Genomic DNA, 19,542 nt, shown 5'->3' with positions numbered 1-19,542 from the left:
TCAATTTCGGACATCGATTGATGCCATGTAGTCGAATTTGATGATCCCATGTCAGTCTTGGTCGCTTGGACGCAAGCCCTTTCCGCAGGGGGGCGTTGGTGGAATTCGAGATTCGGCTTTCGGGTTCGGTCGAAATTCGTACGGCTGACAGCCGCCATGCCCTGGGGCCACCGAAGACGCGTCTGACTCTGGCCGTCCTGGCCTGGGAGGCCGGGAACACCGTCGGCGTGGAGAGCCTCGTCCGGAGGGTCTGGGGCGAGGACCCTCCGCTCAAGGCCCGGGAAGCGCTGCACAGCCATGTCTCCAGAGTCCGCCGGGCGCTGCGCGAGTGCCGTCTCGACCCGTCGGTGATCGTCAGCAGGGGCAACGCGTACCTCCTCGCGGTCGAGCCGGACCAGGTGGACCTGCACCGCTACACCGACCTGGTGCGTCGCGCGCGGGCGCTGTCGCGGGGCGGCGCCGGAGCCGAGGCGTGGCAGGTCCTCGACCGCGCCGACGCGCTGTGGCGCGGGGAGCCGCTGGCCGGAATGGACACGGACTGGGTCCAGCGGCTGCGCGCCGCCGTCGGCGACGCACGGACGGGCGCTCTGGGCCTGCGCGCGGCGACGCTCATGCGGGCCGGCCGGTACGAGGAGGCGGTGCCGCTCCTGGCGCCGCTGCTGGAGGACCGGCCCGTCGACGAGAGCCTCGTCGCCCAGTACGCACTGGCCCTGCATGGGAGCGGCCGCACGGGGGAGGCGGCCTCGGTGCTCAGGTCGGCACGACAGCGCGTCGTGCGGCGCACCGGCATCGACATCGGCGAGCGCCTGACCGCGACCCACTCCGGGGTGCTGGCCGGGGTCCCGGCGGCCGACCTCCTGGACCCGGGCGCGGAGCGGACCTCGCGCAGGCGTGCGGGCTGCCCCGACAACCTGCCCAGGGACGTGTCGTGGGTCGGGCGGCGCGAGGAGGTGCGCAGGCTCACGGCGGCCCTCAGTCCGAAGGCGGGAAAGGCCGGTCCCGTGGTGACCGTGGAGGCGCTGGGGGGCATGGGCGGACTGGGCAAGACCGCGCTGGCCCTGCACGTGTTCCACCAGCTCCGGGACCGGTTCCCGGACGGCCGGCTGTACGTGAACCTGCGCGGCCACACGCCGGGCCACGCCCCTCTGGCCCCGGAGCAGGCGCTCACCGAACTGTTGCGGCTCCTGGAGTTCCCGGCCGAACGCATCCCGCACCGGAGGGACGAACTCGTCGCCCTGTGGCGCACGGTGCTGCGGGAACGCCGGATCGCGGTGCTGCTCGACGACGCCTCCGGCCCCGAGCAGGTCAGGGAACTCCTGCCGGGCGACTCTCCCGCGGCCGTCGTGGTGACCAGCCGACAGCGGCTGAACGGGCTGACGGGCGTCCGGCATCTCACCCTCCCGCCGCTGCCGCAGGAGGAGGGTGCGGCCCTCTTCCTGCACCGGGTCGGACTGGAACGGGACGCCTGGAAACCCGAGGTCCAGCGGGTGGTCAGACTCTGCGCCGGCCTACCCCTGGCGATCGAACTGGTGTCCAGTAGGCTCCTTTCGCACCCTTCTTGGCGGGTGTCGGATCTTCTGGATCAATTGCTGAGCGGGCCCGACCGATTGGCGGAGCTGCGGGACGGCGAAAAGACCATCACTCAGGTGATCGCTTCTTCCTATCGCGCGCTCACGCCTCTGCAGAGGCTCGTTTTCCGCCGGGTCGGGATGCACTTCGGAAGTGAGTTCGGTCCCGAGGCGGTGGCGGCGCTGGCGGATCTTCCGGTGGCGACGTCCGAACGTCTAATCGAGGAACTACTCGTCAGAAATATGATCATAGAGCCCAGTCCTCATCGGTACGGCATGCATGATCTCTTGCGTTCCTATGCCCGTCTCCTGGTGGGAACGGATGGCGCAATTCGTGCGGAGGTCGAGGGGCTCGCCGAGGTGGACACCGAGGCCGAGGCCCGTCAGGCACGGCTCCGCCTGGTGGACCATTATCTCCGCTCCGCCGATCACGCCGATCGCTCGGCTTACGCGTTCCGGGTGCGCATACCTGTCCCTGATGCGCCCTCCGGGGCACGCGACGCGTACGGACCGGAGGGGCCGGACGCCGCCACCGAGTGGTTCGTCAGGGAGGGGGCCAATCTCCTCGGTGCTCTGGAGTGGCTGCGTGCCAACGGTTCTGATGCGCAACTCGCTTTGTTCGTGCATGTGTTGAGCGGGTTCCTGGATGGGGAGGGTTATCTCGCGACGGCTGAACCCGTCCAGCGCGCCGCCGTGACGTACTGGCTGGCCGCCGGTGAGGCGAGCGCGGCGGCGGCCGCACTGCTCGACCTGAGTGTGGTGTGCGCACACCGGGGCGAGTACCGGGATGCGCGCCGGGCGGCCCTCGGGGCGCTGTCGGTGGCCCGCGCCCGGGATCTTCCGCTGGTCGAGGCCGAGGCGTTGCATCAGTTGGCGATGGCGCTCTGGTACATGGGGAAGTTCGGGTATGCGCACACCTTCTCGGAGCGGGCTCTGCGCATTCGTCTGCGTCTGGGCGATGCTCTACAGCTGGCGCGCAGCCATAATCTTATGGGTATTCTCCACCTGCATGTCGGGAATGATCAGCAGGCGGTCGAATATTTCCTTCTGGCTATATCCGGATTCACTGGCGAGGGTGACCGGAGAGGGCTTTACCGGTCTCTGAACAATATTGCCGAGCTGTATCAGCGCATTGGTAGGTCGCAGGCGGCTGAGCGCGCTTATCGACAGGCAATAAAGCTATTGGATTCGGGTAGCGGGCGTGGTGACAGTGCCACTCTCCATTTGAATCTCGCGACCGTTCTGACGACTCTCGGGGAGCCTGAGGAAGCGCTTTCTCTGCTGGAAAGGGCGCTGCCCGCGCTGCGCGGCGTCGGGGACGCCCGCGGGGAGGCCCTGGTGCTCAACGGTCTTGGGCGAGCGCTGCGCGGGGCCGGCCGGTACGTCGAAGCCGTTCCGCGCCACCTGGCGTCCCTCGCCCTGCTGCGCCAACTCCGGGCCCGTGGGGACGAGGCGAGCGTCCTCTACGACCTGGGCAGGACCGAGCAGGCGATGGGGCAGGTGCGGGCGGCGGCCGAGCGCCTTCGGCAGAGCCTTGAGATCAGCAACAGCCTCGGCTCACGCGCCGAGGCGGCCCATACGCTGCGTGCGCTCAGGGCCCTCGCCGCGGACGAGGCGCTGCCGGACCAGGACTGAGAATTGCTTCTGGCATATGCGCTCGGTCGATCCTGATGCGTGCCATTTACACCAATGCTGCTGAGGGCTGCGGCGCTCAAGCTGATTGGGTCGAATTATGTGCGCTGCCGATGATCTCGCTATGATCGCTCCCGGAACGAGTCGCCCCGATGCTGAGGTCTTTCCTTGCACTCCCGCATGCCCTGCTTCTTCAGGTGCGTGCCACCAGCACAATGAAAGGTTTTGTGTAGTGCCCAGAAATAATGGACCGCTCTCCCTCGCTGTGAAGTCGGTATTCTGGGGAGCTCTGGCGGTCACGCCGGTCGCGATCGTGATATGGGCGACCTGCATGGGATACAGCCCGACCTCCGCATGAACCCCGCCGGGGCGCGCGGCCGCAGCCGTGCGCCCCGGCGCGCTGTCACCGGCCCGGCTCCCGCCCCGGCACCGCCGCCGCCCCTTCCCGCTGCTCCAACGGGCACGGCGCCACCGCGTTGTGCGCATCGCGGTGCACCAGCGCCGTGGTCCGGCCGTCCGGGCCCGGGTCGCCGGTGCTGAAAGTACCGCCACATGGACAAATCGCCGAAGCCATGGGTGCATCCCTTCGCTGAATCTGCGCGATCCTATGCCCTGCCCGGGGCCGTCCATGCCTGCGCCGTGCGGCCCGTCGGAGAAGTCCGCGATCCGGTCCTCCCCGCGAGGGCCGACACGCTACCGTGCATCCCGTGCGGTGACCCCACTCCCTCATGTCACGGAGCGGGCACGGCGATCCGGGCGGCCGCCACCCGTTCGGTGAGCGTCCTCGCCAGTGCCGGACGCGGGTGCCCGGCGGCGGCCGTCTCCTCCAGCAGGTCCAACTGGGCAGCCGTCAGCCGGGCGTAGGCGTCACGGCCCGGCCCGGGCGGGAGAGCCGCGCGGGCCCGTCGGCGGCCGCCCCGGGTCAGCAGACGGGCCGCGCCGGGGTGCGTGCCGGGGGACAGCAGCACCGCACGCGCACGCCGTCGCAGCCGGTGACGCAACACCAGGTAGAAGCCGAGCGCCACGCAGAAGTCGAGGCCCGTCTTCGCCGCCGTACCCACCACCCCTGTCAGCAAAGGGGCGTTGAAGAACCAGTGCATCGCCATCGCGGTCAGCAGACAGCCGGCCGCCCCGGCCAGCCGCACACGCCAGGACGAGGGCGGCCCGCACAACAACAGCCCCACGCCCGTCCCCGCGACCGCCGACATCGTCCAGTGCGAGCCGAGCCCCGTGAAGCCCACGCGGCCGATGATCGACTGGAGCGCCGAATCGCCCGCCGACGTGCCCCCGTACATGAGGACGCTGTGCATCGCGTACGTCCAGTTCTCCGTCATCTGGAAGCCGAGACCGGTGAACGCGCCGAGCGTCCACCCGTCCATCGGTCCGCGCATCCGCACCGGTACGGCGACCGCGATCAGGACCACCCCGGCCGTCTTCAGGCACTCCTCGTTGAGCGGCGCCGTCAGAGCGGCCCCCCACGAGGAACCGAAGTCGACACCGCCGATTCGTGACCACAGGGCCGAGAGGCCGCCGTTGGCGAGCAGCGCGCAGCCCGTCGCCGCGGTACCGCCCCAGCACACCCCGGCCCACGACCAGCCACGCGGCGGGGCCCGCAACGGGCGCACCCGGCGCAGCGCCGTGACGCCGACGTGCAGCGCGACCAGCAGGAGGAAGGCCGAGAGCACCGCCGTACCGGCGAAGACCCGCACCGTCCCCCGGAAACTCCAGCCGAGCACCACCAGCCCCACCGCGCACACCGCCGCCAGCGCCCACACGAGGCCCGCCCGCCCCACTCGTGCCCGCAGGGCGCCTGCTCCGTCGGGGCCGGACAGCGGCCGGGGCGGTACCGCGGGTTCCGGAACCGGGGCCGTCGCCGGGTCCAGGCCGCTCACGCCCCCTCCCGTGCGAAGACGGCCGTCCGCGCGAGCGCGTACCCCTCCCGCAGGGCTCCCGCGTCCGCGCCCGGCTCACCGAGCACGACCACCTGAAGCCCGTAGTCACGTGCGGGGGAGGCGAAGACGAAGGCCTGTCCGGAACGCCCGCCCTCCGAGGCGTTCCCCCGCTGCCCCGCGCGCCCCGTGTCGGTGCGCACGACACGCGGCGACCCGAGCCGCGCCGCGCCGTCGGAGGTGCGCAACACCTGCCGCAGACCGGTCCACAGCCGGTCCGCGTCCTGCGGCCTGGTCAGTCCCACCCGGCTCGCCCGCAGCCGCACCCCGTCCCGGGTCAGCAGAAACCCCGTGCCCGGATCGCTCTCGGCGCGGCTCAGCCGCCAGCCCGCGCCCATGACCCGCAGGCTCACCCGCTGGGCCGGGGCGAAGCCCAGGCGCAGCACCTGGCCCGCGCTCAGCCCCTCGCCGTCCGGCACCGCGCGCGCCACCAGCGGCCAGCCCAGGGTGAGCGCCGCGACCGTGCTGAACGCGAGGAACGCTGCGGTACGGCGCAGGCCGGCCGGCCCGGAGAACCCCGCGGGTTCCAAGGGCCCCGGGGAGGCGGGGGAGGAGAGGGCGGCGGGAAGGCGCATGTGCCCACCTTGAACAGGCCACTCGTCCCGCGCACCCTCCGTAGGCCGTACGGCCGAAGCCCGGACGCACCGCGAACCGCCCGCCGCCCGCGCCCCGGCCGTACGAGGCTCAGCCTTCGAGCGCCGCCGCGACCACGGCCTTGGCCTCCTCCTGGACGAGCGCGAGGTGCTCAGGGCCCTGGAAGGACTCGGCGTACACCTTGTACACGTCCTCGGTGCCCGAGGGGCGCGCCGCGAACCAGGCGTTCTCCGTCGTGACCTTGATGCCGCCGATCGCCGCGCCGTTGCCCGGGGCCTCGGTCAGCACCCCGGTGACCGGCTCCCCGGCCAGCGTGTCGGCCCGCACCTGATCGGGCGACAACTTCGCGAGCACCGCCTTCTCGGCACGCGTCGCGGGCGCGTCGATCCGCGCGTACGCCGGGGCGCCGAAGCGCGCCGTCAGCCCCGCGTAGTGCTCGGAGGGCGTCTTGTCGGTCACGGCCAGGATCTCCGAGGCCAGCAGCGCGAGCAGCATGCCGTCCTTGTCGGTGGTCCACACCGAGCCGTCCTTGCGCAGGAACGAGGCGCCCGCCGACTCCTCGCCGCCGAAACCGAGCGAACCGTCGCTCAGCCCGTCCACGAACCACTTGAAACCGACCGGCACCTCGACGAGCGTGCGCCCCACGTCGGAGGCGACCCGGTCGATCATCCCCGAGGACACCAGCGTCTTGCCGACCCCGGCCGCCGCGGGCCACCGCGGGCGGTGCGAGAACAGGTAGCCGATCGCGACGGACAGGTAGTGGTTGGGGTTCATCAGGCCCGCGTCCGGGGTGACGATGCCGTGCCGGTCCGCGTCCGCGTCGTTCCCGGTCGCGATCTGGAAGCGGTCCCGCTGCTCGATGAGCGAGGCCATCGCGTACGGCGAGGAGCAGTCCATCCGGATCTTGCCGTCCCAGTCCAGCGTCATGAACCGCCAGGTCGGATCGGTCAGCGGATTGACGACCGTGAGGTCGAGACGGTAGCGCTCGGCGATCCGCGCCCAGTAGTCGACCGAGGCCCCGCCCAGCGGGTCCGCCCCGATCCGCACCCCCGCGCCGCGCACCGCCTCCAGGTCGAGGACCGAGGACAGGTCGTCGACGTAGGTGCCGAGAAAGTCGTGACGGTCCGTCGTCGGCGCCGCGAGGGCCCGCGCGTACGGGACACGACGCACCTCCCCCAGTCCGTCCGCGATGATCCGGTTGGCCCGGTCCTGAATCCAGCCCGTCGCCTGCGAACCGGCCGGACCGCCGCTCGGCGGGTTGTACTTGAAACCCCCGTCGCCGGGCGGGTTGTGCGAGGGCGTCACCACCACCCCGTCCGCGAGGTGCTCGCCGCGGCCCCGGTTGTACGTGAGGATCGCGTGCGACACGGCCGGGGTCGGGGTGTACCCGTCCGCCGCGTCGACGAGGACCGTCACCTCGTTCGCGGCGAACACCTCCAGCGCGGTCACCTTCGCCGGCTCGGACAGGGCGTGCGTGTCCGCCCCGAGGAACAACGGGCCGTCCGTGCCCTGGCGGGCCCGGTACTCGCAGATCGCCTGACTGGTCGCCGCGATGTGGTCCTCGTTGAACGCCGTCGAGACCGAGGAACCCCGGTGCCCGGAGGTGCCGAAGCTCACCCGCTGCGCCGGGTCCTCGGGGTCCGGGTGCAGCGCGTAGTACGCCGTCACCAGCCGGGCGATGTCGGTGAGGTTCTCCGGCCGCGCGGGCTGTCCGGCTCGTTCGTGGGGCATCTGCCACTCCTCGCTCAGGTCTCAGGTCGTCAGGTCCCGGTCTCAGGTCGCAGGACCTGGACGGCCGGGGCCCGGGGCGCCGGGGCGTCCTCGCGCAGGCGCAGGCCCATCATCCAGTGTCACCCCCGTCCGAGGCACCTGCCCCGCCGCCCCGGCGACGCTCCCCGCACCGGCCCGGCGTCAGGAACGGCGCCGGGGCCCGCCGCGTCACCGGCCCGCCCCGTGCGGGCATGCCGCCGCGCGACCCGGGCAGGCGAGCGCCATGGCTGTCCTCAGGAGAATCGCCCGCCCGCTGCTCGCCTCGTCCTTCGTCACCGGGGGACTGCGCACTCTTCGCGACCCCCACGGCGCCGCGTCGGCCGCCGCTCCCGTGCTGGTGCCCCTCGCCACCCGGATCGGCCCGCTGACCGAGGACCCGGTGCGACTGGCCCGCCTGGGCGGTGCGGTGCAACTTGGCGCCGGCACCCTGCTCGCCCTCGGCCGCTCCCCGCGCGTCTGCGCGCTCGCGCTGGCCGCGAGCCTCCTGCCGACCACCCTGTCCGGCCACGCCTGGCGGACGGCGGAGGACCCCGAGGAGCGCAGGCGGGCCCGGGCGCGGTTCACGAAGGACCTGTCCCTGTTCGGCGGACTGCTCCTCGCCGCCGCCGACACCCACGGGAAACCGTCCGTCGCCTACCGCACCCGCTCCGCCGCCCGCTTGGGCAAACGAGAGACCCTGGCCACGGCCCGTCAGGCCGCCCACTCCGCACAGGAAGCGGCGGACAGCGCACGGCACACCCTCGCCGACGTCTCCCAGTCGGCGCGCTCGGCGGCCGGGTCGGCCACGGCGGCCGCCCGCGAAAGGCTCCCCATCGGCTGAAGCCCGCGCCGAACGCGCACCACCGGGGCCCGGGTGCGGTAGGGACCCGTCATGCAGACCTTCCTGCCGTACCCGGACTTCGTCCGCAGCGCCCGGTCGCTCGACGCCCGTCGCCTCGGCAAGCAGCGCGTCGAAGCGCTCCAGGTGCTGCGCGGCCTCACCGTGCCCGGCCACGGCTGGCGCCGCCATCCGGCGGTGCGCATGTGGGCCGGCTACGAGGAGGCCCTCGTGCGCTACGGGCTCGACGTGTGCGCCGAGTGGACCCGTACCGGCCGGGCCGACACCTGCGCCGCGAGCCTGCGGGCCGATCTGCGCGCGGCCCGTGGAACGAGCCGGGTCCGCAGGCAGGACACCCTGTCCCGCGCCCGTGAACTCCCCCCGTGGCTGGGCGACGAGGACTTCCACCTCAGCCACCGCTCGGCCCTGGTCCGCAAGAACCCGGACTTCTACCTCCCGCAGTTCCCCTCGGCCCCCGACGACCTGCCCTACGTGTGGCCGCGCTCCGACCGGGAGGAGACCGCGGACCGAGGTGCCGCGCGCAGCCCGGCAGCCGGCACGGACAGTGCGTGAGGGAACACCCGGGCGAGCGCCTAGGATCGGCGCCGATCCGTCTTTCGCCGCCGAAGGGACACACCGTGCGCGTCGCCGTGCTGGACGACTACCAGAAGGCCGCCCATCGTTTCGCCGACTGGTCCGCGCTCGGCGCGGAGGTGGTCTTCCATCACGAACCCCTCACGAGCACGGAGGCGCTGGTCGCCGCCGCGGGGGACTGCGAGGCGATCGTGGCGATGCGCGAGCGGACCCCGTTCACCCGCGAACGCCTGGAAGCGCTGCCGGCCCTGCGACTGCTCGTCACCACCGGCATGGCCAACGCCTCCATCGACCTGGCGGCGGCCCGCGAACGCGGCGTCACGGTGTGCGGGACCGAGAGCCCCGTCTCCGCCACCCCCGAACTGACCTGGGGGCTCATCCTGTCCCTCGTGCGCCATCTGCCCGCCGAGGCCGCCGGAATGCGGGAAGGCGGCTGGCAGCACACCCTCGGCGGCGACCTCGACGGCCGGGTGCTAGGCGTGGTCGGACTCGGCAGGCTGGGCGCGCGGGTCGCCGCGATCGGACGGGCCTTCGGGATGCGGGTGCTCGCGTGGAGCAGCAACCTCGACCCGGAGCGGGCACGCGAACTCGGCACCGAGCCCGTCTCGAAACGGGAACTCTTCTCCGCCGCCGACGTCGTCACCGTGCACTACAAGCTGAGCGGACGCAGCACCGGCCTCGTCGGGCGTACGGAACTGTCCTGGATGAGCCCGCGGTCCTACCTGGTCAACACCTCGCGCGGCCCGCTGATCGACACCCCGGCCCTCGTCGAGGCCCTGCACGAGGGACGGATCGCCGGGGCGGGCCTCGACGTGTACGACGTCGAGCCGCTGCCCGCCGGCCATCCGCTGCGCACCGCCCCGCGCACCGTCCTGACCCCGCACCTCGGATACGTCACCGAGGGCACCTACGAGGTCTTCTACGGGCAGGCGGCGGACGACATCAGGGCCTACGCCGAAGGAGCCCCGGTCCGCGTCCTGAACTGACGCGGAACGCGGCCGGGCCGGGGCGCTCAGTCGGGCAGCAGGGTGCCCAGCGGGCCCAGGTCGAGATTCAGGTCCTCGCGTCTGAGTCCGTGCTGCGCGCACAGCTGCGTCATCCGCCGGTCGAGCAGCATGAGGGTTGTACCGATGCGGTCCTCCTGCTCCTCGCTGAGGTCGCCCTGCTCGACCCGGCGCACCGCCTGGCGTTCCATGAGCTGGCGCAGCAGCTCGACGACCGTCATGACCAGGGCGGCGAGATCCCGTCCGGCCTGCTCGGTGTCGAGATCCACCCGGGTGTCGCTCACAGCGGCCCACTGTCCGCCCAGGGCGCGGGTACCCGGTCGTTGACCGAGGACAGCAGCGCGTGCAGGGACACCCGTACGAGCGGAACGTCGGCGATCGCGATGACCAGGTCCCCGCTGATGACGACCCCTGCGGCCAGCACCCGGTCCAGCAGGTCCACGAGCGGGACGCCCAGCGGGCCCGCGGGCTCCCAGCCCTCCCATGCGACCGTCTCGGGCAGCGGCGCCGTCACACCGTCTCCCCGTGCGGGTCCTCGTCGTTCGCGAAGGAGTACGGCACCCAGGGACCGGAGGTCTCCACCGCGTACCCCCGCAGCCGGGGGTCCGCCTCCAGCGTGCTGATCAGGCTGCTGAGCCGGACGTGGTCCTCCCGCGCGAGCAGGTACGCGGCGTTCATCACCTGCGGACGGTCCCGGCCCGTCACCTCCACGCCGTGCGGTCTGCGGCGCACCGCCGCCACCGCCAGCGAGCGCACCGTCCGGTCCACCAGGTCGGCCACGTCCAGGCTCTGCTCGTGATGCCGGTCGCGCTGCCGCTGCCGCTCGCGCACCTGACGCAGATAGCTGCGGCCGTCACCCGACGCCCCGGGGTCCTCGGCGGGCTCGGCCGCCGGGGCCGGTCCCGGCGCGATGCCGGGGCCGGGGCTCGCGCCGTCCCGGTGCACCTTGACCGCCCACTCGACGTGCCCGGCGAGGCGGTGCAGCGCCGCGCCGAAGCGTTCCTCGTGCTCCTCCAGCGCCGCGCGGGCCCGGACGTCGTTGGCGTACAGCGTGGCGAGCGGCAGGGGCACGGTGGGCGCGGTGTCGGCGCAGGCCGTCACGATGGCGTGGTGGGTGCGCGCGCACCGCTCCAGTTCCGCGGGATCGGCGAGGCGCCGGCGCATCGCCTCCTCCGTGAAGTCCTCGGCGGGCACGTCCTGCACGACCGCGACCAGCGCCCCGAACGGCAGCAACCGCACCGGGCTTCCGCCGGGGTGCCCGGGCACGTGCACCTCGGCGCCCCCGCAGCGTCGAACGGCGTAGACGTAGGTGGCGACGCTCATACGGTCCTCCCGCGACGTGTGGATGTGGGCGAGCCGGCCGGCCCGGCATGCGCCGGGGCGGGGTCCGCGGGCCGGTCCGGGCCGCCGTCCCCGGAGCGGCGCCCGGACGGGGCCTCCGGCACGCCGCAACCGCGCGCGCCGGAGGCTGACTCGTCCGGGAGCGCCGACTCCAGCGCCTCGACCCGTTCACGCAACAACCGGTTCTCCTCCGCCAGTTCCTCCTTCCTGGCCCGGGAGGAGAGCGCGGGATCGGTCTCCCACCAGTCGATCCCAGCCTTCCTGGCGGTGTCGACGGAGGACACGAACAACCGGAGCCTGATGGTCAGCAACTCGATGTCCAGCAGGTCGATCTTGATGTCCCCGGCGATCACGATGCCCTTGTCGAGGACGCGTTCGAGGATGTCGGCGAGATTCGTCGTGCCCGGCTCGGGGAGGACGAAGTCCCGTTCCCGTCCGCCGCGCAGGTCGAGGTCAGTCACGGCTTCCCCTCAGACCCGGGCGTCTTCGGTCTCGTCCGCGTCCTCGTCGTCCTCTTCCTCAGCCTCGTCGTCCTCGGGCTCGCCCCCGTCGTCGCCGTTCTCGTCCTCGCCCTCCGGACCCGCCTCGTCGTCCTGCTCGTCGTCCGGCTCGTCGTCCTTGAGGCCGTCCTCGTGCGAGCGGACGACCTCGCCGTCGCGCACCTCCCCGCGCCAGCCCTCGATCTCGTCCTCCTCGGCGAAGGTGACGTGCCGGGCGAAGTGCTTGAGGTCCAGGCGCAGCCGGCGGCCCTGGGCGCGCCACAGGTTGCCGGTCTTCTCGAAGAAGCCGGCGGGGGAGTACTCGACGACCACCACGATGCGGGTCAGGTTCGGTGCCAGCTCGTGGAAGCTCACCGCTCCGTGGGTGCTGCCCTTGGCGCCCTCGGAGCTCCACACGATCCGGTCGTCCGGCACCTGCTCCTCGATCGTCGCCTCCCAACTACGGGCGGAGAAAGCGACCTTGACGTTCCAGTTGGTGCTGACGTCGTCCTTCTGGTCTACCGACTTCACACCCTTCATGAAGCCGCTGAAGTCCTCGAACTGCGTCCAGTGGTCGTAGGCGGTGCGTACGGGGACGCCGACGTCCAGCGTCTCGATGATGTTGGTGATCTTGAGGTCACCCGCGGCGCCCCCGCCGCCCCCGCCGCCACCCTCGTCGCCCCCGCCGCCTCCGCCGAAGGCACCCTTCACTTTGCCGGCCACGTTGCTCTTCACGTCCTTCGTCTTCTCGGAGAACAGCGCTTTCACGGGTGATTCGCCGCCCAGGATGCGGGCGCCCGCGCGGGCGCCCGTGCCTTCGGCGACATCGGACAACCTGCCGGTCAGATCGCTGACCTTCTCTCCCGCCTTGTCAGCCAAGTGCTGTGCCATGGCTTCGAGATGAGAGGTCACTTCCTCGATCAGGTGCTCCAGCGCGGAGGGCTTCTCCCCGTCCTTCGCACCGCTCTTTTCCGCTGCCATCATTGATCACTTCGCCCGTCGTGAGGGCGCGGCGCTCCGGCCGGTACCGGCCGCCCCGCGCGGGGTGCTCTTCTTGGCGGCTTTCTTCGCGGGGGCGGCCTTCTTGGCGGGCGCGGCCTTCCTGGCCGGAGCCTTCCTCCTGGCCGTCCCGCTGTCCGCGGCCCTCTTCGCCGCGGCGGTCTTCTCGGCGGGGTTCACCCGTCCGCCGGGCGCCTTCTTCGTGGGCGCCCGGTGGGAGGTCTTCGCGGTGCCGCCGGGAGGAGTGACCGGGCGGCGACCGGGCTGATGCGAGCCCGCGTCCTGTCCCTCGCCGTCCGGACCCTCGTCTTCTTCCTCCTCCTCCGTATCGGCGGCGTCCTCCGGTTCGTCGGACCCCTCGGGTCCCCCCTCGTCCTCCTCGTCGTCCTCGGGCGTTTCGCCCTTCGGGCCGACGGAGACCCCGGTCAGCGCGGAGGTGCGCTCACGCAGGATGTCCGCGAGGGAGGTCAGGTGACGGTCGGCGGCGGCCGAGACGGCGGTCCGGCCCGCCTTGAGCAGTTCCTCCCGTACCTGTTCGCTCAGTGCGGCGTACTGCGGTGTCTCCCGCAGCCGGGTCAGTCCCTCGTCGAGCAGGCCGCGGGGCGTGAGGCTGTTCAGCGACAGCCCGTAGCGGCGTCCGGCGAGGTACGAGCCGACCGCGAGGGCGAGTTTCGCCTTGCGGGTGCGGCCCAGGAGATAGCCGCCGGCGAGTGCGGCGGCGAGGACGGCCTTGCTGTTGTCGTTCATGTCTGTCTTCCCGGGGCAGGGGACAACGCGGATCGGGGGGCGGTCACGCCTTCCAGCAGGTCCAGCAGTTCCTCCTCGGCGGTCTCGAACTGCTCGGTGCCGATCTCCCCCTCGTCGTAGGCCCGGTTGAGAGCGGCGAGCCGGGCCCGTACGACAGCGGGGTCGCTGTGCTCCTGCTCGGCGGCGTCCACGAGCCGGTCGGCGATCCACGACACTCCGCGCACCGGCGCGAGGGGGAGGGTGAGCAGACCCGTCAGCAGGCCCATCTCAGACCCCCGCCGACGACGGCGCCGCGGACGGTGAGGAGGCCGGGACCGTACGCGCCGAACCGGAGCCGACGAAGCTGTAGCACGGCAGCGGGCCGGTCAGGCGCACTTCGATCCGCCCCCGCTCCGCGGCCGCCTGCCGTTCCACGAGAGCGCGGAAGGCCGCTTCGGTACCCCGCGGGACCAGGTACGAGGTGTTGAGCACGCAGGCATCGACCTCCGGGCCCTCGGACACCTCCGCGGCCCTCTCTTCGAGCGCCGCGCGCACCCGCTCCGCACAGCGGGCGGCCCGGCGGGTCAGTGCCTCGGCCACCGCCCGCCCGAACCGGACGTTGGCCTCGTAGGCGGGGCGGCGCGAGGTGCTCCGGCGCAGCTCCCGCAGTGCGGGGTCCTCCCGCAGCAGAGTGGCGAGCGCGGTCTCGTCCTGTACCGGCAGGGCCTTCACGTTGAACTCGACGCGGCCCTCGACTCGCTCCAGCACGGCGGCGTACTCGGCGGCATGGGCGGTCAGTTGGTCGCGGACCGTCCGCTCGTCCGGGAGTACCACGCCGAACCGCATCGGCAGCACCGGGCCGGAGCGCATCAGCGTCTCCAGCACGTCCTGATGGGCGTTGAGGTCGCGCCGCCTGGCCCTCAGGCCGGTCGGCGCGGCTCCCGTCACAGCGGCCGGTTCACCCTCGGCGTTCCTCAACAGCGCCACGGAGGAGGGCCGTTCACCCACACCACGGAGACCGGCCGCGAGCTCGTGGCCCGCTCCCACCACCGCGTACACGTACACGCTCATCGTCGTCAGTCCCTCGTCGTCCGGCGCCGGCCGCGGGCACCGCTGCCACCGGCGGGGGAGGACCGGCCGGCGCTCGCGCGCCTGCGGGGCCGGCGCTCCTCGGCTTCCTCGTCCGCCACGGGCTCCTCGGCCTCTTCCGCCTCGTCCGTGCGGCCGGCGCCGAACGCGCCCTTGACCTTGTCGCCCACGGAGGAAGCGGCCTTCTTCGCCCCGGCCTTGCCCATCGTCTTCGTCATCCCGCCGAACAGCTCCGGGACGGTCCGGCTGTGCGAGTCGTCCTCCAGATCGATCCGGTTGCACGCCTCCGCGAACCGCAGGTAGGTGTCGACGCTCGCCACCACGATCCGGGCGTCCACCTTGATGATCTCGATGCCCACCAGGGAGACGCGCAGGAACACGTCGATGACCATGCCGCGGTCGAGGATGAGTTCCAGAACGTCGTAGAGGGTGCCGGCACGCGGCGCGCACGCGACGTCGTCCCGGTAGCCGGGGGTGGTGATCGTCATGGCGTGGACCGTCCTTCTCAGCTGTCGGCGGCGCCACGGCGGTACCGCCGGACCCGGTGGTACTCCAGAAGCGTCCCGGCGCTGTCCAGCTCGACCGCGTAGGTCGCGAGCAGACTCGTCGTGTCGGGGATCCGGGGGACCTCCAGCACGTCGACGTCGACCCGCCAGCCCTCGTGGTCGGCGGCCCGCCCCACGGCGGACACGCCCTCGGCGCGATGGCTGATCAGGGCGGAAAGACTCCGGCAGGCGTGTTCCGCCGCTTCCTCGGCGCCCTTGAGCGCGTGGGTGGGGGCCGCGGCCCGCGAGGAGGGACCCGGGGAACGGGTACGGTGCTCTGCCATGTGCCCAGCCTGTCCGCAGGACGCCGGTTCCGCCCGCGCTGTACACCCGAACGGGAGCCGCGCGCCCCGGGGGCCGGTCCCGCCGACGGGCCGGGCCCGGCGTCAGGGCGCCCCGCGCACCCGGCTCCTGAGGCCAGGACGCCGCCTCAGCACCTGACCCCGGCGCCACAGGAAGCCTTCCTGGCATGGCGAAGGCCCCTGACCGCGACCTCGGCGGGTCGTCGGCCAGGGGCCTTCGCCATGCGCGCCCCGGGCCCGTGTGAGGGCTCAGTCAGCGACTCCGGGCCAGTCGGACCCGCCTCAGAACTCGCCGGACATCGCGGAGGCGAGCCGCAGATAGGGGGCCGCCTCGGCGTCCCTGCCCTGGCGCTCCAGGGTCCGGCCCAGCATCAGCGTCGCGTAGTGCTCGACCGGGTCCCGCTCCAGCACCGAACGCAGTTCACGCTCGGCCCGGCCCAGCTGCGCCGAGTGGTAGTAAGCACGGGCGAGCAGCATCCGCGCGGCCGTGTTCCGCGGGTCCTCCTCGACCAGTCCGCGCAGAATCCGGGCCGCCGTGCCGTACTCCTTGGCGGCGAAGAACATCTGCGCGCGGTCCCAGCGGTCCGCGGGCGTGCCGAACTCGAAGTAGGCGTCGGTCACGATGTCCCTCCCGGACGTGGTGGCGCCTGCCCGGAAGTGGCGGCGCCGGCCGAAACTGCCGTGCACGCGGGTCAACCGAAGCGGAAAGTTGAATATTCCACGGCTGCTCGGCTACAGCGCCCGGCCCAGCACGTACCCCAGAGTGGCCGCGCCGATCCCGGCGGCGACGGAGGCGAGGACATTGGCCGCGGCGTAGAACCGGGCCCCCGTCTCGGTGAGCCGGAGTGTCTCGTAGGAGAAGGTCGAGTACGTCGTCAGCGCCCCGCACAGCCCCGTGCCCAGCAGCAGCCGCACCCGCTCGCCCGCGAGACCCGACAGGCTCGCCCCGGTCACGATCCCGAGCACGAGGGAGCCCGCCACATTCACGCAGAGAGTGCCCCAGGGGAAGACCCCGGAGTGCCGGGACTGCACCGACCGGTCGGTGAGGTAGCGCAGCGGGGCACCGACGGCCGCCCCCAGTGCGACGAGCAACGCGTTGATCACGTGTGCGCTCCTCCGGTGCCGGTGCCGGTGCCGGTGCCGGGGCCGGTGCCGGGCGTCCCGCGGCCGTCGAACGTGAGGATGCCGACCGGCTCCAGCGTGAGAAGCCCTTCGAGGCCCAGCTCCGCGAGTCGCGGCAGGAAGGCGTGCACCCGCTCTGCCCGGTCCACGATCACCACGGCCACCGGGAGGTCGTCGGCCATCGACAACAGCCGGGTTGTGTGGACGAGTTGATGCACGCCGTAGCCCTCCTCGCCACGGAAGACCGAGGCGCCCGCGAGCCCCGCCGCGTGCGCGCGGTGCACGATCTCGCTGTACACGGGACGGTGGTGCCAGGTGTCGGTGTCGTCGACGAGCACGGTGAGCCGTACCCCGTCGACGGTCGTCCAGCCCTCGGACGTGGTGGACTCGGTCACGGTCGCAAAGTCCCTTTCGTGAGGTGCCCCAGCAGCCGCCTGGTGAGGCGGGCGGCGAGGGTGACGGCGGCGAGCGCGGCGACGGCGGTGGCCGCGAGGTAGGCGACGGCGGTCCCCGGACGCCCGTTCTCTATCAGCTGCTGAATGTCGACGCAGTACGTGGAGAACGTCGTGAATCCGCCGAGGACGCCGGTGCCGAAGAAGGGGCGCAGCAGCCGGTGGGCCCGGAAGATCTCGGTGACCGAGACGAGGAGGACGCCGATCACGAAACATCCGAGGACGTTGATCGTGAAGGTCGTCCAGGGGAACCCGTCGCGCGGGGTGGGCCACCCGAGCCCCATGCCGTACCGGGCCAGCGCGCCGAGGACACCGCCCGCCGAGACGGCGCCGACCACGGGCCCCTGGGAGTGCCACGGGTTCGGCCGGCCCCCGGCACGCCCGCGTCCGCGGTCCCCGGCTTCCGCCGTGCCCCCGCCGGGTTCGGCGTCCTCGATGTCGGGGTCTGTCGGCTCGGCGGCAAAGACGGGCCGTGCCGGAGTCCGTACCGGTCGCCCGGGCCTGTTCGAACGCATACCTCTCCCTACGCGTGGACCGCCCGGGACGCGGGCGGCACTTGTCACGAGTAGGGACCGTTGGCGGCGCCTGCCGCGGTTCGGGTACGGCGGGCCCCACCGCCGCGAGTGCCTCCGCTCGGCGTGACGGCACTCAGCCAACAGGATAGCCCTTCGTGCGGCGCGGACCTCGCGCCGTGTCCCGACGACGCCTCCCTCCCGGCCCGCCGCCGCGCCCGCTCCGTCGTCGTCGCGGCGTCCCCGTACCGGCTCCCCGGGATCACGGGGCGCGGCGGCGGTGGACGCGCGCCTCCCAGGGGCGCAGCCGCCACGGCGGGCCGGGCAGCGCCGGCCCGGGGAGGTTGGCGAGGACGGTCGGTGAGCCCGCCCAGCTCCGCGGCCCGATGTCCTCGGGAAGAGCGAAGGCGGCCTCCTCGCCGGTGAAGTTCCCGAGCACGAGCAGTTCGGTGCCGGTGGCCCGGTCGTGTCGCAGGAAGGCGTAGACGCGCTCGTCCTCGGCCAGCAGCATGCGGAAGTCGCCCCCGGTCACGGCGGGTTCCTCGTGCCGCAGGGCGATGAGCCGCCGGTAGTGGTGGAAGACGGAGCCCGGATCGGCGCGCTGCGCCTCGGCGTTGACGGTGACGTGGTCCGGGTTCACCGCGAGCCACGGGTGGCCGCTCGTGAAACCCGCCTGCGGGCCCGCGGTCCACTGCATCGGGGTGCGCGCGTTGTCCCGGCCCCGCTCGCGCAGCGCGTCGAGCACCTGCCCCGGATCCGCTCCGGCCGCCGTCCGCTCGCGGTAGTGGTTCAGCGACTCGATGTCCCGGAAGTCCTCGACCGTGCCGAACGGGGCGTTGGCCATGCCCAGTTCCTCGCCCTGGTAGACGTAGGGGGTGCCCCGGTGCAGATGCAGGACGGTGGCGAGCATGGTCGCCGAGCGGGCGCGGAAGGCGGGGCGGTCGTCGCCGAAGCGGGACACCACCCGGGCCTGGTCGTGATTGCTCCAGTACAGGCTGTTCCAGCCCGCGCCGAGACCGGTCTGCCAGCGTCCCAGGCTCTTCTTGAGGTCGGTGAGGCGCAACGGGCGGGGGTCGAACTTCCCGCCCGGCCCCTGGTCGAGGCTCATGTGCTCGAACTGGAAGACCATGTCGACCTCGCCCCGCGCGGGATCGGTGAACAGCCGTGCCTCTTCCACCGTGACGCCCGGCATCTCGCCGACCGCGAGCAGCCGGCGCGGATACCTGGCGAACACCTCCCGGCGCATCTGCGCGAGATACGTGTGGATGTGCGGGCCGCACACGAAGGAGCGGCTGCCGTCGCCGTACCGCGCCCCGTCCGCGACCGGCCCGTCGGGCAGCGCGGGGTCCTTGGACACGAGGTTGATGACGTCCATCCGGAAGCCGTCCACCCTCCGGTCCAGCCACCAGCGCATGGTCGCGAACACCGACTGCCGGACCTCGGGGTTCTCCCAGTTGAGGTCGGGCTGCTTGGGGGAGAAGACGTGGAGGTAGTACTCGCCGCTCGCCTCGTCGAAGGTCCAGGCGGGACCGGAGAACCACGACCCCCAGTTGTTGGGTTCGGCTCCCGGGGTGCCCGGTCTCCGGCCGGGCCTGGCCGGCCGCCAGATGTAGCGCTCGCGCAACGGGCCGCCGGGGCCGTCCTCGCGGGCCGCCAGGAACCAGGGGTGCTCGTCGGAGGTGTGGTTGACCACCAGGTCCATGATCAGCCGCATGCCGCGGGCGTGCACGGCGCTCAGGAGTTCGTCGAAGTCCCGCAGCGTGCCGAAGAGCGGATCGATGGCGCGGTAGTCGCTGATGTCGTAGCCGTTGTCCGCGTGCGGCGAGGGGTGCACCGGGGACAGCCACAGCACGTCGACACCGAGGGCCGCCAGGTGGTCGAGGTGCTCGGTGACGCCGCGCAGGTCACCGGTCCCGCTGCCGTCGGTGTCGGCGAAACTGCGGGGGTAGACCTGGTAGACGACCGCGTCGCGCCACCAGGCGGGTTCGCCGGGCGGGCCGCCCGGGCTGACGGAGTGGGCCGAGGTCATGGGAAAACTGTAGGCCCG

General features: G+C 72.5%; 22 protein-coding genes. 4 read left to right on the top strand and 18 right to left on the bottom strand.

Going from position 1 to position 19,542, the window contains the following annotated elements:
- Positions 1–98: 98 nt before the first annotated feature.
- Positions 99–3,203: a tetratricopeptide repeat protein gene (locus AB0J21_RS00610; RefSeq protein WP_363143536.1), complete on the top strand. Its 3,105-nt coding sequence runs from the start codon at positions 99–101 to the stop codon at positions 3,201–3,203.
- A 728-nt stretch (positions 3,204–3,931) separates the two neighbouring features.
- Here the strand turns inward: AB0J21_RS00610 and AB0J21_RS00605 are convergent.
- From AB0J21_RS00605 to pgm, 3 genes are all read right to left on the bottom strand, one after another.
- Positions 3,932–5,092 (bottom strand): PrsW family glutamic-type intramembrane protease, encoded by a 1,161-nt coding sequence (locus tag AB0J21_RS00605; protein ID WP_363143535.1) that lies wholly within the window; start codon positions 5,090–5,092, stop codon positions 3,932–3,934.
- Positions 5,089–5,724 (bottom strand): hypothetical protein, encoded by a 636-nt coding sequence (locus tag AB0J21_RS00600; protein WP_363143534.1) that lies wholly within the window; start codon positions 5,722–5,724, stop codon positions 5,089–5,091. The genes AB0J21_RS00605 and AB0J21_RS00600 overlap by 4 nt, the downstream gene beginning before the upstream one ends.
- Positions 5,725–5,833: 109 nt before the next feature.
- Positions 5,834–7,474 carry a phosphoglucomutase (alpha-D-glucose-1,6-bisphosphate-dependent) gene (gene pgm, locus AB0J21_RS00595; RefSeq protein ID WP_363143533.1) on the bottom strand — a complete coding sequence of 547 codons (1,641 nt, stop codon included), beginning with the start codon at positions 7,472–7,474 and terminating at the stop codon, positions 5,834–5,836.
- 262 nt (positions 7,475–7,736) lie between these two features.
- Between pgm and AB0J21_RS00590 the strand changes: the two genes are divergently transcribed.
- From AB0J21_RS00590 to AB0J21_RS00580, 3 genes are all read left to right on the top strand, one after another.
- On the top strand, positions 7,737–8,333 hold the full coding sequence (locus AB0J21_RS00590; RefSeq protein ID WP_363143532.1) for a DoxX family membrane protein: 597 nt from the start codon (positions 7,737–7,739) through the stop codon (positions 8,331–8,333).
- 51 nt (positions 8,334–8,384) lie between these two features.
- Positions 8,385–8,903 (top strand): MSMEG_6728 family protein, encoded by a 519-nt coding sequence (locus AB0J21_RS00585; RefSeq protein ID WP_363143531.1) that lies wholly within the window; start codon positions 8,385–8,387, stop codon positions 8,901–8,903.
- A gap of 65 nt (positions 8,904–8,968) precedes the next feature.
- Positions 8,969–9,910 carry a D-2-hydroxyacid dehydrogenase family protein gene (locus AB0J21_RS00580; protein WP_363143530.1) on the top strand — a complete coding sequence of 314 codons (942 nt, stop codon included), beginning with the start codon at positions 8,969–8,971 and terminating at the stop codon, positions 9,908–9,910.
- Between the two features lie 26 nt (positions 9,911–9,936).
- On the opposite strand, the gene AB0J21_RS00575 is transcribed toward AB0J21_RS00580, so the two are convergent.
- From AB0J21_RS00575 to AB0J21_RS00505, 15 genes are all read right to left on the bottom strand, one after another.
- Positions 9,937–10,212: a gas vesicle protein K gene (locus AB0J21_RS00575; RefSeq protein WP_363143529.1), complete on the bottom strand. Its 276-nt coding sequence runs from the start codon at positions 10,210–10,212 to the stop codon at positions 9,937–9,939.
- Positions 10,209–10,442, bottom strand: a complete 234-nt coding sequence (locus AB0J21_RS00570) for a gas vesicle protein (RefSeq protein WP_363143528.1) — start codon at positions 10,440–10,442, stop codon at positions 10,209–10,211. Before AB0J21_RS00570 ends, AB0J21_RS00575 begins: the two co-directional genes overlap by 4 nt.
- On the bottom strand, positions 10,439–11,251 hold the full coding sequence (locus AB0J21_RS00565; RefSeq protein WP_363143527.1) for a GvpL/GvpF family gas vesicle protein: 813 nt from the start codon (positions 11,249–11,251) through the stop codon (positions 10,439–10,441). Before AB0J21_RS00565 ends, AB0J21_RS00570 begins: the two co-directional genes overlap by 4 nt.
- Complete coding sequence (locus AB0J21_RS00560; protein ID WP_363144066.1) at positions 11,248–11,715, bottom strand: gas vesicle protein; 468 nt, start codon at positions 11,713–11,715, stop codon at positions 11,248–11,250. Before AB0J21_RS00560 ends, AB0J21_RS00565 begins: the two co-directional genes overlap by 4 nt.
- A 24-nt stretch (positions 11,716–11,739) precedes the next feature.
- Positions 11,740–12,729 carry an SRPBCC family protein gene (locus AB0J21_RS00555; protein WP_363144065.1) on the bottom strand — a complete coding sequence of 330 codons (990 nt, stop codon included), beginning with the start codon at positions 12,727–12,729 and terminating at the stop codon, positions 11,740–11,742.
- Positions 12,730–12,735: 6 nt separating this feature from the next.
- Positions 12,736–13,494, bottom strand: coding sequence for a hypothetical protein (locus AB0J21_RS00550; protein WP_363143526.1), 759 nt, complete (start codon positions 13,492–13,494; stop codon positions 12,736–12,738).
- Positions 13,491–13,760 (bottom strand): gas vesicle protein GvpG, encoded by a 270-nt coding sequence (locus AB0J21_RS00545; protein ID WP_363143525.1) that lies wholly within the window; start codon positions 13,758–13,760, stop codon positions 13,491–13,493. The genes AB0J21_RS00550 and AB0J21_RS00545 overlap by 4 nt, the downstream gene beginning before the upstream one ends.
- A 1-nt stretch (position 13,761) precedes the next feature.
- Positions 13,762–14,544 (bottom strand): GvpL/GvpF family gas vesicle protein, encoded by a 783-nt coding sequence (locus AB0J21_RS00540; protein ID WP_363143524.1) that lies wholly within the window; start codon positions 14,542–14,544, stop codon positions 13,762–13,764.
- Between the two features lie 5 nt (positions 14,545–14,549).
- Positions 14,550–15,050, bottom strand: a complete 501-nt coding sequence (locus tag AB0J21_RS00535) for a gas vesicle structural protein GvpA (protein ID WP_363143523.1) — start codon at positions 15,048–15,050, stop codon at positions 14,550–14,552.
- 17 nt (positions 15,051–15,067) lie between these two features.
- The gene (locus AB0J21_RS00530) at positions 15,068–15,391 is read right to left on the bottom strand and encodes a gas vesicle protein (RefSeq protein WP_363143522.1); all 324 of its coding nucleotides are present in this window, start codon (positions 15,389–15,391) and stop codon (positions 15,068–15,070) included.
- A 300-nt stretch (positions 15,392–15,691) separates the two neighbouring features.
- Positions 15,692–16,030 (bottom strand): tetratricopeptide repeat protein, encoded by a 339-nt coding sequence (locus AB0J21_RS00525; protein WP_363143521.1) that lies wholly within the window; start codon positions 16,028–16,030, stop codon positions 15,692–15,694.
- A 111-nt stretch (positions 16,031–16,141) separates the two neighbouring features.
- Positions 16,142–16,510, bottom strand: coding sequence for a fluoride efflux transporter CrcB (gene crcB, locus AB0J21_RS00520; RefSeq protein WP_363144064.1), 369 nt, complete (start codon positions 16,508–16,510; stop codon positions 16,142–16,144).
- Entirely contained in the window at positions 16,510–16,926 is a 417-nt protein-coding gene (locus tag AB0J21_RS00515) for a DUF190 domain-containing protein (protein WP_363143520.1), read from the bottom strand. The genes crcB (AB0J21_RS00520) and AB0J21_RS00515 overlap by 1 nt, the downstream gene beginning before the upstream one ends.
- Complete coding sequence (gene crcB / locus AB0J21_RS00510) at positions 16,923–17,498, bottom strand: fluoride efflux transporter CrcB (protein WP_363143519.1); 576 nt, start codon at positions 17,496–17,498, stop codon at positions 16,923–16,925. Before crcB (AB0J21_RS00510) ends, AB0J21_RS00515 begins: the two co-directional genes overlap by 4 nt.
- 259 nt (positions 17,499–17,757) lie before the next feature.
- Entirely contained in the window at positions 17,758–19,524 is a 1,767-nt protein-coding gene (locus AB0J21_RS00505) for an alpha,alpha-phosphotrehalase (RefSeq protein WP_363143518.1), read from the bottom strand.
- Between the last annotated feature and the right edge of the window lie 18 nt (positions 19,525–19,542).

The organism is Streptomyces sp. NPDC049954 (genome assembly GCF_040656295.1).
In the GTDB taxonomy this organism is placed as follows: Bacteria; Actinomycetota; Actinomycetes; order Streptomycetales; family Streptomycetaceae; genus Streptomyces.
This window is presented reverse-complemented; position numbering and strand designations above follow the sequence as displayed.